This is a genomic window from Mesorhizobium sp. 128a (assembly GCF_053848025.1).
On sequence record NZ_JBSPKY010000018.1, the window covers coordinates 56,879 to 72,243 of the forward strand.

Genomic DNA, 15,365 nt, shown 5'->3' on the forward strand with positions numbered 1-15,365 from the left:
GCTCGTCGGTGGACTACTTAACACCGATGCCTGCGGTCAGGCCGCCATCGATCCTGTAATCGGCGCCGGTGCAGAAACCGGCTTTCGCCGAACACAGGAAGGCGATGAGTTCCGCCACTTCCTCCGGTTCGCCGATGCGGCCGAGTGGATGCGCCGCGCCGAAGCGTTTGTAGGCCTCTTCGACATCGGCATCGCTGCCACTCTCGCCACGCGCGGCCTTTTCCAGGATGGGCGTGCGGATCGAGCCCGGGCTGACCGAATTCACCCGGATGCCAACCGCCGCATAGTCGAGCGCCAGCGAGCGCGTCAGCGTGTGGATGGCGCCCTTGGTCGTGGCATAGGCGGCGACGTTCTGCTGGCAGGCAAAGCCCTGCACCGAGGCGACGTTGACGATGGCGCCGCCGCCGCGCTTGATCATTTCCGGAATGCCGAAATGGGCAGTCAGATAGATCGAACCGACATTGACCGTCATTGCGCGGTTCCAGGTTTCCCAGTCGGTCGTCGTGGCGGTGCCATAGGGATGGACCGCGGCCGAATTGACGATGACGTCGAGGCCGCCGAACTTTGTGACGCCAGCCGCCACCGCGTCGCGCACCTGGTCGGAGACGGAGACGTCGGTGTCGACGACCAGCGCTGCTGCTCCAGCCCTTTCCAACTGCGCTTTCATCGCCGCATTGGCGGCGCGGTCGATGCCGCAGGCGATAATTGCGGCGCCACCGGCCGCAAGGCGTCGGGCGGTCGCCAGGCCGATGCCTGTGGTCCCCGTCACCAAGGCCACCTTGCCGTTGAAATCCGTCATTTTCGAAAACTCCCCCATTTTCTATCGACTCCCGTCGCGGTCCAACAATAAGTTGCCAACCTCTCGTAGAAGGAAAGCCGAAAATGGAACAATGCTGGCGCTGGTATGGACCCGACGACCCGGTGACGCTCGATCATGTCAAGCAGGCGGGCGCCAGCGGCGTGGTCTCGGCACTGCACCACATCTATGACGGCAGGGCGTGGCCTGAAGCCGAAGTGCTGGAGCGCAAGCGCATTATCGAGGAAGCCGGACTGACCTGGTCGGTCGTCGAGAGCATCCCGGTCCACAATTCCTTCAAGATCGGCGCGCCGAAACGCGAGCGCTATGCCGGCTACTATCGCGACTCGATCCGCGTGCTGGCCAAGGCCGGCATCGCCACGGTCTGCTATAACTTCATGCCGGTGGTCGACTGGACCCGCACCGATCTTGCCTACCGCCTGCCGACGACAGGGTATGCCTTGCGTTTCGATGCGATCGATTTCGCTGCCTACGATCTGTTCGTGTTGAAGCGCAAGAACGGTGCGGCAAGCTATACGCCGGCACGTATTGCGCAGGCGGAAGCGCGGCTGAAGGAATTGCCGCCCGAGAAGATCGACCAGATCGAGCGCAATCTCATCGCCGGTCTGCCGGCGACAGAGCGCAAATATGACCGCGACAGTTTTCGCGAGGCGCTGGCGGACTATGAGGGGATCGGGCCGAAGGAACTGCGCGACAACCTCGCCTGGTTCCTGCGCGAGATCATTCCGGTGGCGGAAGAGGAGGGGGTGCGCATGTGCATCCATCCCGATGACCCGCCGTTTTCGCTTTATGGCCTGCCGCGCGTCGTTTCGACCGCCGAGGATGCGCGTTTCATTCTCAATGCCGTCGACAGCCAGGCCAATGGCCTGACGTTCTGCACCGGCTCCTACGGCACGCGCGCCGACAATAACATTGTCGCCATGGTCAAGGAATTCGCCGATCGCATCCATTTCGCCCATCTGCGCAACATCACCATCGAGAAGGACGGCTCGTTCTACGAGGCCGAGCATCTCGAGGGCGGCACCGATATGGCGCATGTCATCCTGGCGTTGATGCAGGAAGAGGCGCGTCGCCACAGAGAGGGCCGCGCCGACTGGCAAATCCCGATGCGGCCCGACCATGGCCATCTGCTCGCTGACGATATCGGCAAGACGAGGATCAACCCCGGCTACTCGCTGATCGGCCGCCTGAAAGGCCTCGCCGAACTGCGCGGCATCATGCGCGCCGTGGAGACGTTCGGGCTGGCTTGAGAAGCGCCAAGCAGCTTGCGTTTCAATGCCGGCGCCGGTTCAGTGTGCCGTCGCTGTAGATCATGCGGCCGGCACGGAATGTCGCCCGCACCCGCGCGACCGGCCGGCGATCGGCGATGACGAGATCGGCGAGAAGTCCAGGCTCGATGGCGCCACGATCGGTAAGGCCTAGTGCCGTCGCCGGGTTGGCGCTGGTCAGCGCCGCCGCCGTCACCAAGCCGCCGTTGCGCAGCTCAGCCAGCCCAAGCACGGCCGGCAGGATCGAGGCCGGGTGATAGTCGCTGGCCAGCATGTCGAGCAGTCCAGCCTCATAAGCCTGCCGCGCCGACAGATTGCCGGAATAGGACTGGCCGCGCAGCGCGTTGGGCGCTCCCATCACGGTATGCATTGCGAGCCTTCGGGCTTCCTGCGCCGCTTCCAGGGTCACCGGGAATTCGCTGAGCGTAGCGCCCAGGCCATGAACCAGTTCCACCTTCTCCAGCGTGTCGTCGTCATGCGAGGCAAGCGCGACGCCCTTGGCCTGCGCACGCGCCGACAGGTCCTGCAAAGCGTTGAGCACATCGCCCTGGCCTTCGCGGCCGGCCATGCGGTGACCGACGACCTCGGACGCCTGGGCAACCGACATGCCGCGCTCCTTGGCGATGCGGGCGATGTAGAGCTCGACATCACGATACTGGCCCTGTCCGGGCGTATGGTCCATCAGCGAGATCAGATGCAGCCTGCCGGCATCCATCAGCTTCTGCAGCATGGGAACCGCCGGGGTGAAGGTGACTTCGAAGCGGGCATGGATGCGGTGGTCGACCAGCAGATGGTCCTTCATCCCGGCAATTGTGTCGATGATCGCCGAGGTATGGTCTTCCGACCGCTGCACGCCGCTGGTGATGCTGGCGCCGATGAACGAGAGCGCGGCATAGGCCGTGGTGATGCCACACGAAGCCAGCTTCTTGTCGAGTTCGGCAATGCCGATCTGCATCGGCACATGCACGCCGAGGCGCGGCTCGACTTCCTTCTCGACCATGTCGCCATGCATGTCGATAAAGCCGGGGAGGAGCAGTCGGCCGCCGCCTGAGATGTCGGCATTTTCGACCGGCTCGTTACGGATCTCGGCAATCCGGCCGTTTTCGATGCGGATGGCGCCGCTCGGGATGATGCGGTCGCGCAGGACAATTTCGAATTCACTTAGCCACATACGATTTCTCTTCGGGGGACAGGCAGTTCAGGACGGGTTTTCGGTCGACAAGACCATGGGACAGCCGTCCCATAACAGCTGCTTGCCCCCGAAAAATGACAATCGGTGACGGGCCTTGTGATTGACGCGAAAAGTCACGGTCATGAAAGTTTACGCCGCTTTTCTTCTCAAGCCGGCTCAGGGCAGCGTACCGTTCGATTGCCAGCTTGACAGAAAGCTGACAATGTATCATATCCAAAAAGCTGACTATGTATCATATTATTCCGGTGCAGCGATCAAGACCGGTCAAGCCGGCCATTCCAGGGAGGCGATTGTGGGAGAGGCTGTCAGCCAGTGGAGCAATTGGTCGGGTTATGTCACGGCCAGGCCGCAGGCTTTTGCCGAACCGCAGACTCTCGATGAGCTATGCGTTGCTATTCGCAAGTCGCCCGGGCCGGTTCGCTTTGTCGGAACCGGACATTCCTTCACGCCGCTGGTCAGGAATGACGGTACCATCCTGTCGCTCGACCGATTCGTGGGGCTAAAGTCGCACGATCCGGCCAAGCTGACCGCGCGGGTCGGCGCCGGTACCAAGATCGGCGCGCTGGCAAAACTTCTGCATGGCGTCGGCCAGGCGCTGCCGAATATGGGTGACATTGACAAGCAGGCTTTCGGTGGGGCGCTCGGCACCGCCACGCATGGTTCGGGCATCACGCTAGGCGCCTATCACACCCAGCTCGAGGCGATGCAGATCGTCGATGGGCGCGGCGCTGTGAAGGAGTTCGACCGCGCCAAAAGCCCTGACATGATCGATGCCATGGGTGCCTCGCTCGGCGCTTTCGGCGCCGTCACCGAAGTGACGATCCGCAACATGGCGAGTTACCGGATGCGGCATCGCCGCTGGACGGCGCCGATTGCCGATGTGCTGTCGCAATTCGAGCGCACGATGACGGCGCACCGCTCGGCCGAGTTCTACTACGTGCCGTTTTCCGGTCAGGCGCTGCTGATCGCCAGCGATATCACCGATGCGCCGGCAACCGTGCGTCCGCCGACGGAGGACGACGATGCCGTTACCACACTCAGGAAGCTGCGCGACTATCTCAGCTGGTTCCCATGGCTGCGCCGCCGTCTCATCGGCTCCGCCTTCGCGAAAGTGCCGGCAGAGGACTATGTCGAGGACTGGCTGAAGGTCTTCACCTCGGAGCGCAACGTCAAGTTCAACGAGATGGAGTACCACCTGCCGTTCGAGGAAGGGGCTGGTGCACTCGGCGAACTCATTAGGCTGCTCGAGACGCGGTTTCCGGACGTCTATTTCCCGATAGAGGTTCGCGTCGTCGCGCCCGACAACATCTGGCTGAGCCCGTTCTACCAGCGCCCGACCTGTTCGATCGCCATCCATCACGGCGTCGAGCGCGATCCGATGGCGTACTTCAACGCCGCCGAGCCGATCTTCAGGAAGCGCGGCGGCCGCCCGCATTGGGGCAAGATGCACAGCCTGACATCAAAGGAATTGAGCGCGCTCTATCCGCGCTGGAACGATGCCATGGCGGTGCGTCGCGAGATGGACCCCGACAACCGCTTCGTGTCCCCCTACATGGCCAGGCTGCTTGGCGTCGCGACATGAGCCTGACCGACACTTATTTCGCCGACCTGTCTGGCGCGCTCAGGGCGGCCGGGATCTTTCAACCTTGCCTGGTGCTCGATCTCGACCGGCTCGATCACAACATTGCTGCGATCAAGGCGAAGTTCGCCACGGGCCTCGATCTGCGCCTCGTCGACAAGTCGCTGCCTTGCCTGCCGCTCATCGAACACATCCGTGCGGCGTTTTCGACCGAGAGGTTGATGACGTTCCATCTGCCGATCAGCGCCGAAATGCTGAAAGCCTTTCCCGATGTCGATCTCCTGCTCGGCAAGCCGATGCCGGTTGCCGGCGCGAGACACTCCCTCACCAAGGGAGTGCTCGCCGGGCTTGGCGAGGCGACCTCGCGCATCGTCTGGCTGATCGATACGGAGGAGCGGCTTGCCGCCTACGGCGCGCTTGCCACGGAGCTCGACCGCGAGCTTCGTATCTGCTTCGAGGTCGATGTCGGCCTGCATCGCGGCGGTATCAGCGACCCCGACGCGTTGGCGCGGGCGGTTGCCGCGCTGGCGAAATATCCACGGCTGAAATGCGAAGGCGTCATGGCCTATGAAGCGCATATCGGCCATATCCCCAAACTGCTCGGCGGACCGGCCAAAGCGCGCGCCAAGGCCGTCAGCCTGTTTCGCCAGTATGTCGGCTGCCTCGCGCCCGACCAGCGCAGGATCCTTAATCTTGGCGGCAGCAGCACCGCGTTGCTCTATGACAGCTGGGTCGGCGCCAATGAATTGTCCATCGGATCGGCTTTCATGCTGCCGACCGATTTCGACGTGCCCAGCCTCAGCCAATTGCAGCCTGCCGCTTTCATCTCGACGCCGATCCTGAAGGTTGTCGATGTCCGGTTGCCGGGCCTCGACGAGCGCTCCTGGCTGCTGCAGAAACTAGGGCTGTTGCCGCGGCGCGGTTGTTTTCTCTACGGCGGCAAATGGATGGCCAAGCCCGTCCATCCCGCCGGGATGAAGACCGACAAGACGTTCGGCTTTTCGACCAATCAGCAATTCATGGCGTTGCCCGACGACGTCAATGTCGGACCCGACGACTACGCCTTCCTGCGTCCGACGCAGAGCGAATTCGTGCTACAGCAGTTCGGTTCGATCCAGGTCTATTCCGGCGGGAAATTCGTCGAGCAATGGGCCGCGCTGCCGTTTTCGTAAATCGAAGTGGAGGAGGACACGATGGTCGCAAGGGCAGCCAAAACCCACCCCGTGCAGCCTGAATGGGCAGCCGAACTCGATCTGGCGCTCACCGATCTCGACAGCAAAAAGGTTGACTGGGCGCAGACCTCGAATGGCGAGCGGATCGGCTTGCTGCGGCAGGTCAAGGATCACATCCGCGAGGTCGCCGAAGCGTGGGTCAAGACGGCGACGCGCAAGAAGGGCATCCCGACCGGCTCGCCGCTGGAAGGCGAGGAATGGCTGGCCGGTCCGGCGGCTCTGATGGATGGCTGCAACCAGTTCATCCACACGCTGAGCCTGATGGAGGGCAAGAAATTCCTCGACAAGTTGCCGGTCCGCACCTTGCCCAACGGACAGGTGGCGGTGACGGTGGTTCCGAATTCGGTCTGGGACAAGGTGCTGTTCACCGGCCTCAAGGCCGAAATCTGGATGCAGCCCGGCGTGACCAAGGCGATCCTCGCCGCTAACACCGCCTCGGCCTATGACGCGCCGCGCACCAGCCGCAAGGGCAAGATCGGCCTCGTGCTCGGCGCCGGCAATGTCGCCTCGATCGCGCCGCTCGACTGCCTGCACAAGCTGCTCGTCGAACACCAGGTAGTTCTGCTCAAGATGAACCCGGTCAACGACTATCTCATCGATTTCCTCAAGCCGGCGTTGCGGCCGCTGATCGAGTTCGGCGCGCTGCGCATCGTGCGCGGCGGTGCCGATGTCGGCGCTTACCTGTGCAACCACGATCTCGTCGACGACATGCACATCACCGGTGCCGCCACCTCGCATGATGTGATCGTCTGGGGTCCCGGCGAGGAGGGCCGCAAGAACAAGGCGGCGGGCACGCCGAGGAACAGCAGGCGCATCACCTCGGAACTCGGCGGCGTGGCGCCTACCATCGTGGTTCCCGGCCCATGGTCGAATGCAGATATCGCCTATCATGCCGAACTGATCGCGACCCAGAAGCTCAACAATTCCGGCTTCAACTGCATCGCCTGCCAGATGCTGGTGCTGCCGGAGAACTGGGACAAATCCGAAGCGCTGCTGGCGGCACTGGAAAAGGTGATGCACAGGGCCCCGTCGCGGCCAGCCTATTATCCCGGTGCCACCGAGCGCCTCACCGCGTTCGAAGCGCATGCCGACAGCGTGCAGAAATTCGAGCGGCCCGGCGGGCCGGCCTGCGTGGTGGTGCCGTTCCGGCCGGGCACTGACGCCTATCTCGAAAACGCCGAGGTGTTTGCGCCGGCGCTCAGCGTCATGCGGCTGCCGGCGGGCAATGCCGAATCCTACCTGCGCGCTGCAGTCGCCTACGCCAATGAAAAGCTGCACGGCACACTCGCCGCCAACATTCTCATCCATCCCAAGACAATCGCCGAGATCGGGCGGCAGCGCTTCGAGGAGATCGTTGCTGAATTGCGCTATGGCGGAATCGGCATCAATTCCTGGAGCGGCGTTCTGTTCGCGCTGCTGCGGCCGACCTGGGGCGCTTTCCCCGGCCACACGCTCGACGACGTGCAGAGTGGCATCGGCGTCGTCCACAACACCTATTTGTTCGACAAGCCGGAACGCAGCGTGCTCGAAGCGCCGTTCCGCATCATGCCGAAGCCGGCCTGGTTCCTGACCCACAAAAGGGCTGATGTCGTCGGCCGTCTGATCACCGAGTTCAATTACCGGCCGAGCCTTCTGAAACTGCCGCGCATCATCTGGAACGCGCTGCGCGGCTAGCGCAAGCGGCGAAGACAACGACAGAAAGCCGAGACAGGAGTTGCGCCATGGCTGACGACGCGGATGCAATCATCGTTGGCGGCGGGCTGGCCGGTCTGGCCGCTGCCGCGGAACTCGGCGATGCCGGCAAGCGCGTGATCATCGTCGAGCAGGAGGGCGGCGGTTTTCTCGGCGGCCAGGCGTTCTGGTCGCTCGGCGGCCTGTTTCTGGTCGACACGCCCGAGCAGCGCCGCTTGCGCATCAAGGACAGCCGCGACCTCGCCTGGCAGGACTGGTTGGGTTCGGCCCAGTTCGACCGGCCTGAGGATCATTGGCCAAGGAAAGTGGCGGAAGCCTATGTCGATTTCGCCGCCGGCGAGATGCGGCCGTGGCTGCACGGCATGGGCATGCGTTGGTGGCCGGTGGTCGGCTGGGCCGAGCGCGGCGGCGCTCTGGCCAATGGCCATGGCAATTCGGTGCCGCGCTTCCACCTGACATGGGGCACTGGGCCGGGGGTGGTCGCGCCGTTCGAAAGGCGTGTGCGCGAGCACGTCGCCAAGGGGCTGATCACATTGAAATTCCGCCATCAGGTCAGCCGGCTGATCAAGGCCAATGGCGCGGTCACCGGCGTTGCTGGCGAAATCCTGGAGGCGTCCAGCGTCGAGCGCGGCAAGCAGTCGAACCGCACCGTCGTTGGTGATTTCGAACTCTCGGCCGGCGCCGTGATCGTCACCTCCGGCGGCATAGGCGGCAATCACGAGCTTGTCCGCAAGGTCTGGCCGGTCGAGCGGCTGGGGCCGGCGCCGAAGCGGATGGTCGCCGGTGTGCCGCACCATGTCGATGGCCGCATGGTGGCGATCACCCAGGACGCCGGCGGCGCGGTGATCAACGCCGACCGGATGTGGCACTATGTCGAGGGGATCAAGAACTGGAATCCGATCTGGCCGAACCACGGCATCCGCATCCTGTCGGCGCCGTCGCCGCTATGGTTCGATGCGCTCGGACAACGCATGGAGGCGCCGTTCTTCCCGAGCTTCGATTCGCTCGGCACGCTGAAGCGCATCCTGTCGACAGGGCATGACCATTCCTGGTTCGTGCTGACCAAGACGATCGCCTCGAAGGAGTTCGTGCTGTCCGGCTCGGAGCAGAACCTCGACTTTACGGCCAAGGATTGGCGGGCAGTGTTGAAGAACCGGCGCGGCGGCAAGGCGCCGCCATCGGTGGCGGCGTTTCTGGACAAGGGCGAGGACTTCGTCGTCCGCGAAAATCTGGCCGACCTGGTGGCGGGCATGAACGCGCTGTCTGGCGACAATCTGCTCGATTACGACTGGCTCAAGGCGCAGATCGTGGCGCGCGACCGCGAAGTCGAGCATGCCTACACAAAGGACGCGCAGGTCACGGCCATCCGCGGCGCCCGCAACTACATCGGCGACAAGATTTTTCGAGTGACTAAACCGCACAAGATACTCGACCCCAGGCACGGGCCGCTGATTGCGGTGCGCCTCAACATCCTGACGCGCAAGACGCTGGGCGGCCTGCACACCAACCTCAATTCACAGGTTCTGGACGGCGATGGCGAGCCCATTGCCGGGCTCTACGCGGCAGGCGAGGTGGCCGGCGGCGGTGGCGGTGGCTATCACGGCTACAATGCGCTGGAAGGGACGTTTCTCGGCAGCTGTATCTTCTCCGGCAGGAATGCAGGTCGGCACGCGGCGGGCAGGTGACGCCGCGAATCGAGCAACGCTGGCGTCGACCCAGGTCAGACCATCATCGGGTGCCATGGTCGGGGTATTTCTCGACGACAGAGGAGATTGTTAATCGTCCTGCGTTATCGAGAGTTTGGGGGTGAATGGATCTGGTAATTCGATCGTGTCACGGGTCGACTATGGTAGCACTTGGCACCCTTCCTCCCGATCTCACCTGCCGGCCAATTCGCCAGGGTGATTGGGACGGTGTAGCCGATTGCCTGTGTCGGGGCTTTCCAGAACGCAGCCGCAATTACTGGATGCGCGCGCTCGACCGTTTGTCGCAGCGGCCCATCGTCGCCGATTTTCCAAAATACGGCTTTGCCTTGGAGCATGCCGGCCGGATCGTTGGCGTCGTGCTGACGCTCTACGCCCGCTTCCCTGGCCGTGAAGGCGATGAAATCCGTTGCAACATTTCAAGCTGGACGGTGGACGAAGGGTACCGTCCCCAGGCCATGAAGCTGATTTGGGCGATCCTCAGGCGGAGGGACGTGACCTTCACGAACATTTCGCCGGCGCCCGCGACATTGAAGGCTAACAAGGCACTCGGCTTTCGGCTTTTTTCGCATGGACAGTTTGCGTTTCTGCCCGCCTTGAGTTCGGTGCACGGGTCGTGTCGGGTGCTTGAGGTTCGTCCCGATCTTGCCGAATTGGCGATGCTGTCCGACGGCGAAAGATACATCGTCCTGGAACACGCCACGCTGGGCTGCATCTCTCTGGTCTGCATTTGCGACGGGGTGGCGTTTCCTCTGGTTTTGATGCCGCGCCGAATACTGCATGGTCTCATCCCCTGCGCCCAGATCGTCTATTGCCGCTCTCTGGCGGATTTGAGCCGATGTGCCGGCGCCTTGGGGCGCTTTGCCTTGCGAAGGGCAATCTTGCTTTGCCTCGTCGACGGCAGGGAGCCCGTCCCTGGCCTGTTCGGCCGCTACTTCGCCAACCGGGGGATAAAATATTTCAAGGGTCCGAATCCGCCGGCGCCAGGCGACCTGACCTTCACCGAGCTTGTGGTGTTCGGGCCTTAATTGCTCTTTGCACCGCCAGCTCGCGCCAGCGCGTGCCCAGCGAGACACCGACGAGCAGCAGGCAGAAGGCGAGAGCGAGGGGTGAGTAGAATGCCTCTTCCTGCAGCACGGCATTGGCCGAGATGGTGACAATGCCGACGAAGCCGAACAGGAAATCCGGGTCGCCGGTTTCGATCAGCTGCCGACGTGCCGCCATGGCGAGCGCCGCCAGGAAGCCGAAGAAGACCAGGCTGCCAATTCCCATCTGGTAGAGCATGACGCCGACTGCGCTTTCGACGGGGACGGAGGCGGCACCTTCCGCTTGCGCGGTCGACCAGCTGAGATTGATGCTGGTGCTCGACAGATTGCCGCCCAGCCCCAGTCCTTGGCCGAGCGGGTTGGCAAGGAAGTCGCGTATGCCTGCCGCCAGGCCGAGCACGTGATAGTCGCCATGGGTGGCGCCATAGGCGATTGCCGCGGTCGTCCAGACCACGGCCAGGGCGATGACGCCGGCAAGCGTCAGGCCGGTGCGGGAAGGGCGGTGGAACAGCCGCACGCACAGCGCGACGAGCAGCATGAATGTCGCGCCCTTGGAGCCGATGACAGCCAGCAGCGGCAAGGCGGCGATGGGCAGCAGCCAACGGCCTCTGAAGAGCAGCCACGCCGATATGATGCTGAGCGCATAGGCATAGCTGATCGAATGAAAGTTCGGACCGCCGATGCGAAAGACAGTTGGCAGGATGTCGTTGAAGAACGGCGTGTTGAAGAAGGTCGTCGTCATCACGTCCTCGAGCCCACGGAAAACGAAGCCAGTCTCCTTGAGCGCCTTCTCCCACACGCCGGTCTCGATCTGCCGGGAGATGTTACGTTCGATGTAGAGGTCGCCATGAAAGAGGCCGAGGAAATTCATCGTGAAGGTCAGTTCGACATAGCCGTAGATGACCGCGCCGGCGCCGAGCCAGAGCATGCTCTTGCGCAGGTCGATGGGATAGAGGCTGGCGGCCAGGACCGCGATGTGGAAACAGGCGAGCGGCGTGATCGTGTTGCGGAAGTAGACGACCGCGTCCTTGGGGCCACCATGCACGGCGCCCAGGGCAAAATAGAAACAGATCGTCCCACACAGCACGATGCTCAGCAGCAGCCAGCCGCGCAATTCGGTCAGCGCGCGCACTCGGTGTTGAAACGACGCCGCCAGAAAAATGCAGAAGGCGGTCATCAGGATGATGAAGTTCGTACCGCGCAGCGCATCGAACGTATCGTTGTCGGGGATGTAAGGCGTGTACCACGCCACCATGAGGTTCTGGTAGAGAAAGGCGCAGATGATCACGACAGGAATGCCGGCAGGCACCGCATTCGAAACGATCAGCGTCACTATGAACGTTACGACAATCCCGAACGGCGTCCACACCGCAAAAGCCGAAACGCCGAGCGCCACGACGATGAACGCCATCGAGATATGCAGCAGGGCCTCGGCGCTCGATGCGCTCGGTTCGCCGAGCCCGACGCGGGGATATGCTCCGGTGACGCTCATAGCTGGCCCGCCTCGCCACCCAGGAGGGCAGCCATCATCGAGGCGTCGAACCCTTCCATGCTCTGCCTGTTGGCGATGAAGCCAAAGCCCTGGTCGAGCTCCCAATAGGTCCAACCGATATGATTGGCTTCGGCGGCCTCGCGCACGGCACGGACCCAGGCCGCGCGGCTTTGCGCATCGACGCAGAAATTGAGCACGCCGAACTCGTTCAGCATCACCGGGCAGTCATGAGCCGCCGACCAGCGTCCCGCCTCGGCAAAGTTCGAAGCAATCGCTTCCTCGGTCCACGGGTTCGAGAGTTCGTCCTCGAGCAGCGAAGCGGCCTCTTCGTCGCCGGCAGTGCGCAATCTTGCGATGAGATCGCGGACCGCAGGGGTCTCTCTTGTCGCGGGAAACGGCAAATTGGCCATGCGGGCGAGCGGCGACGTATCCCAGTTCTCGCATTGATGGGTGAAGGCCGTCGGTGCGTAGAAATGGATGGCGGCGATCTGGTTGTCGTCGGCCAGAGGCGGCGCATCCGCTATCTCCCAAATGCCCTGGAAGCGTGCCGGTCCCCAGACCAGCGTGTGCTGCGGACATGTTGCACGCAGCGTCTCGGCGAGCCTGTCGCGCAGCGCCAGCCAGACGGTGCGCTCCATCGGCGGCTCGTTCAGCAGCTCTGGATAGACCGAGGCCGCCGGCAGATCGGCGATGACAGGACGCAAGGCCGTCCACGCCTGAACGACCTGTTCGCTTGCAGCTGCCGGATCGCGCTCGAAAGCGGCGTGAAGGTCCGCGGACGGGTGCATGTCGACGAGGACGGCAAAGCCCAGCCTGACAAGGTCGGCGACGCCGTCATGGATGCGGCGGAGCCCAGCCCGGTCGCCGACCGAGATAAGATCGCTGTTCACCGGCAAGCGAATGGTTTCGAACCCCGACTGGCGCAGCTTTTCCAGCGTCGCAGTGGCGGGAGCTATACCTGCCTCGCGATCGAGCCATCCCGGAAGATTGAAGCCGCGCGACGGAACGCTATGCGCAGTCGTCGTGGCATGGCTCGGGAAGGGGAGGGCCGCAAGCACAGCCCCGCCAGCCAGCGCGAGCGCTTGCCGCCGTGACATCACCGGCAGCGATGTCACCACCGCCGGCACGGATCAGGTCCTCGCAGCCAAACTGCGGCGCCGATCGGCGGCGCCGGAAGGCTGCATTGGCGTGCGGGCGGCCGGCTGCGCGGTCTGCGGTGCGATTACCAGTGTGGCGCTGCGTCCGATCTGGGCGACGCCCAACCGTTGCGCCAACAGGGCGGCAGCGTCGGCTGCCTGCTCCGATGGGTTCAGCGCCAGCAGCGTCAGGTCAGCATGCGTGAAAAACTCCGGGGACCAGGCCTTTTCGCTGAAGGCCGGGGCGCTGACGAGGATGAAGTCGAAGGCGTTTCCGGCCTCAGTCAGGACGTCGCCCAAGGTCCGGCCATTTTTTTGCCCCTGCGGGCTGCAGATGGCAGTTCGCAGCCCGCTGGCGCTGTCGACAAATATACCGGGGCCGTGGCCCGCCAAAGCGGACGGCTGGCCTTCGATTTCAACGACCAGCACATTCTGATCGACCCGCTGCAGGCTGATCCCGATCAATGCGCCGGCAAGCCTTGCCTCGAGGCTGCTGCGCGTCGAGGACACGGCCAGCACAAAGGGCTTGGGATGGTCGTGCAGGCGCAGGATGATCTGCCGCATCAGCTTCAGCACGTCGCGCGAAAGCGCTTCGTCGCCGTCCTGGAACAGCGAGGCCCTGATCGCCTTGATGCCTGAAAGCGCCGTACCGGCGGCCGGCACGCGGTATTCGCCCAGACTGGCCGGAACCGGCTTCGGAGCCGGCTGGGCCACCGGACGCGATGCGTCCCGCCTCGGCTGGGCCACCGGCACCATTTCTTCCTTGGGCGCCTGCGGTTCGTCTTCGGGCCGGCGGACCGGGCCGAACGCCAGAGCGAGACCGCATCCGGCGAGAAGTCCAAGAACCGTGCCCACCGGCAGAAGCAGGGCAGGCTTTGGCCAGGTCGGCTGCAGCGGGGGCGAGGCCTTGGCGATCGTGCGCGCCTCGGAGGTCTGGACGCCCTCCATCTGCGAGGTTTCCTTGGCGCGCTTCAGATAGTCGTCGAGGACGCCGCGTGCGGCCTGGGCCTTGGAGTCCAGCTGCCGCAGTTGCACTTGGGCAAGGCTCGAGTCGGAAGACTGCTGGCGCAAAGCTTCGAGCTTGGCCTGCAACTTGCCGACGTTTTGCGCTGCAAGATCGTAGCTGGCCTTCAACTGCTGCCTGATGCGGTCGGCCTCGGCGCCCATGAGCCGGTTCATCCGTTCGAGCTCGGAGCGCAGCCGCGCGATCGCCGGATGGCGCGGCCCATACATGGTTTCGAGGTTCGCGAGCTCGGCGGCGCGCTGATTGTAGTCGTCGCGCAATTTGATGGCCGAGTTGGAGGACAGGATTTCCGCCAGCCTGGCCAGACCGGCCGACGAGCTGCCCACGGCAAGCGCCTGATTGTAGCGGTCCCTTGCCTGGTCGGCGTCGCCCTGGGCAGTGATCAGTTGCGTCGTCAGCTGGTCGAGCTGGAATTGCAACGTGCCGCCATCGGTCGGATCGACGATCCGGTGCGTCGTCTTGAAATCCTCAACCGCGCGTTCGGCGTCGCTGACGTCCTTCTGCAGACCCTTGATCCTTTCGTTGAGGAGGGAGTTGACATCGCTGTTGGCGCCTTCGCGTTCTCCTGCAAGGCCGGTCCGGTAGCGCTCGACGATGGCGTTGGCAATGCGCGCGGCCGTCTGCGGTGATTTCGAGGTGAAGCTGACATTGATGACATAGGTGAGCCCTTCGCGCTCCACCGACACCGCCTTTTGAAAACGCTTGAAGGTCGCGTCGCGCGTGGCCTTCTGATTCGATCCGAGTATCGAAAACAGCCGCGATACCAGGCCGCGGCCCGAGAATTCGGGGTCGCTCGCCACCTTTTGACCGTCGAACACGTCTCCCAACAGATCCTGCGATTCAATGACGAAGACCTGGCTGGCAATGGCGGCGCTGTCGGAGCCGATGCCGGGAAGAACGCTGTTGAAATTGGTGGAACGCGAATCGCGCGGGTCGATCAGGATCGAGGCCGTTGCCGTGTAGCTCGGGCTTGTCACGGCGAGATAGAGCACCGTCAGCAGCAGCACGGCACCTGTAATGACAAAAATCATCAGGCGACGGCCCCAAAGAATCGCCCACAACGCTGCGATATCAAACAGCGGTGGAAGCGTGCGATCGTCGATGTTGGCAGAACTCATCATTTTTCCTCTGCAGAGTAACTTCACTCTACACCTCGCACTATTTCCCATTATCGTTAGCCCTTC

General features: G+C 63.4%; 11 protein-coding genes. 6 read left to right on the forward strand and 5 right to left on the reverse strand.

Going from position 1 to position 15,365, the window contains the following annotated elements; translation table 11 throughout:
- Nucleotides 1-13: 13 nt before the first annotated feature.
- Complete coding sequence (locus ACWTU9_RS25640; RefSeq protein ID WP_455860741.1) at nucleotides 14-799, reverse strand: SDR family NAD(P)-dependent oxidoreductase; 786 nt, start codon at nucleotides 797-799, stop codon at nucleotides 14-16.
- An 83-nt stretch (nucleotides 800-882) separates the two neighbouring features.
- On the opposite strand from ACWTU9_RS25640, the gene uxuA reads away from it, so the two are divergent.
- Nucleotides 883-2,067: a mannonate dehydratase gene (gene uxuA, locus ACWTU9_RS25645; RefSeq protein WP_455860742.1), complete on the forward strand. Its 1,185-nt coding sequence runs from the start codon at nucleotides 883-885 to the stop codon at nucleotides 2,065-2,067.
- Between the two features lie 22 nt (nucleotides 2,068-2,089).
- On the opposite strand, the gene ACWTU9_RS25650 is transcribed toward uxuA, so the two are convergent.
- Nucleotides 2,090-3,256: an alpha-D-ribose 1-methylphosphonate 5-triphosphate diphosphatase gene (locus ACWTU9_RS25650; protein ID WP_455860743.1), complete on the reverse strand. Its 1,167-nt coding sequence runs from the start codon at nucleotides 3,254-3,256 to the stop codon at nucleotides 2,090-2,092.
- 223 nt (nucleotides 3,257-3,479) lie between these two features.
- Here ACWTU9_RS25650 and ACWTU9_RS25655 point away from each other — a divergent pair, with 223 nt between their 5' ends.
- From ACWTU9_RS25655 to ACWTU9_RS25675, 5 genes are all read left to right on the forward strand, one after another.
- On the forward strand, nucleotides 3,480-4,859 hold the full coding sequence (locus ACWTU9_RS25655) for a D-arabinono-1,4-lactone oxidase (RefSeq protein ID WP_455860744.1): 1,380 nt from the start codon (nucleotides 3,480-3,482) through the stop codon (nucleotides 4,857-4,859).
- The gene (locus ACWTU9_RS25660) at nucleotides 4,856-6,028 is read left to right on the forward strand and encodes an alanine racemase (RefSeq protein ID WP_455860745.1); all 1,173 of its coding nucleotides are present in this window, start codon (nucleotides 4,856-4,858) and stop codon (nucleotides 6,026-6,028) included. The genes ACWTU9_RS25655 and ACWTU9_RS25660 overlap by 4 nt, the downstream gene beginning before the upstream one ends.
- 21 nt (nucleotides 6,029-6,049) lie before the next feature.
- Nucleotides 6,050-7,762: an aldehyde dehydrogenase family protein gene (locus ACWTU9_RS25665; RefSeq protein ID WP_455860746.1), complete on the forward strand. Its 1,713-nt coding sequence runs from the start codon at nucleotides 6,050-6,052 to the stop codon at nucleotides 7,760-7,762.
- 47 nt (nucleotides 7,763-7,809) lie between these two features.
- Nucleotides 7,810-9,465 (forward strand): FAD-binding dehydrogenase, encoded by a 1,656-nt coding sequence (locus ACWTU9_RS25670; RefSeq protein ID WP_455860747.1) that lies wholly within the window; start codon nucleotides 7,810-7,812, stop codon nucleotides 9,463-9,465.
- Nucleotides 9,466-9,842: 377 nt separating this feature from the next.
- The gene (locus ACWTU9_RS25675) at nucleotides 9,843-10,511 is read left to right on the forward strand and encodes a hypothetical protein (RefSeq protein ID WP_455860748.1); all 669 of its coding nucleotides are present in this window, start codon (nucleotides 9,843-9,845) and stop codon (nucleotides 10,509-10,511) included.
- Here ACWTU9_RS25675 and ACWTU9_RS25680 read toward each other — a convergent pair.
- From ACWTU9_RS25680 to ACWTU9_RS25690, 3 genes are read right to left on the reverse strand one after another with little or no spacing between them, the layout of a single operon-like run.
- The gene (locus ACWTU9_RS25680) at nucleotides 10,483-12,021 is read right to left on the reverse strand and encodes a hypothetical protein (protein ID WP_455860749.1); all 1,539 of its coding nucleotides are present in this window, start codon (nucleotides 12,019-12,021) and stop codon (nucleotides 10,483-10,485) included. The two genes, ACWTU9_RS25675 and ACWTU9_RS25680, sit on opposite strands and share 29 nt — an antisense overlap.
- Nucleotides 12,018-13,148, reverse strand: a complete 1,131-nt coding sequence (locus tag ACWTU9_RS25685) for a glycoside hydrolase family 5 protein (protein ID WP_455860750.1) — start codon at nucleotides 13,146-13,148, stop codon at nucleotides 12,018-12,020. The genes ACWTU9_RS25680 and ACWTU9_RS25685 overlap by 4 nt, the downstream gene beginning before the upstream one ends.
- A 3-nt stretch (nucleotides 13,149-13,151) precedes the next feature.
- Nucleotides 13,152-15,299, reverse strand: coding sequence for a GumC family protein (locus ACWTU9_RS25690; RefSeq protein ID WP_455860751.1), 2,148 nt, complete (start codon nucleotides 15,297-15,299; stop codon nucleotides 13,152-13,154).
- Nucleotides 15,300-15,365: the final 66 nt, after the last annotated feature.

Coding starts and splice junctions, on each gene's coding strand:
- ACWTU9_RS25670 (WP_455860747.1), top strand. CDS start 7,810: ATGGCTGACGACGCGGATGCAATCATCGTTGGCGGCGGGCTGGCCGGT.
- ACWTU9_RS25690 (WP_455860751.1), bottom strand. CDS start 15,299: ATGAGTTCTGCCAACATCGACGATCGCACGCTTCCACCGCTGTTTGAT.
- uxuA (WP_455860742.1), top strand. CDS start 883: ATGGAACAATGCTGGCGCTGGTATGGACCCGACGACCCGGTGACGCTC.
- ACWTU9_RS25680 (WP_455860749.1), bottom strand. CDS start 12,021: ATGAGCGTCACCGGAGCATATCCCCGCGTCGGGCTCGGCGAACCGAGC.
- ACWTU9_RS25650 (WP_455860743.1), bottom strand. CDS start 3,256: ATGTGGCTAAGTGAATTCGAAATTGTCCTGCGCGACCGCATCATCCCG.
- ACWTU9_RS25665 (WP_455860746.1), top strand. CDS start 6,050: ATGGTCGCAAGGGCAGCCAAAACCCACCCCGTGCAGCCTGAATGGGCA.
- ACWTU9_RS25655 (WP_455860744.1), top strand. CDS start 3,480: ATGTATCATATCCAAAAAGCTGACTATGTATCATATTATTCCGGTGCA.
- ACWTU9_RS25640 (WP_455860741.1), bottom strand. CDS start 799: ATGACGGATTTCAACGGCAAGGTGGCCTTGGTGACGGGGACCACAGGC.
- ACWTU9_RS25660 (WP_455860745.1), top strand. CDS start 4,856: ATGAGCCTGACCGACACTTATTTCGCCGACCTGTCTGGCGCGCTCAGG.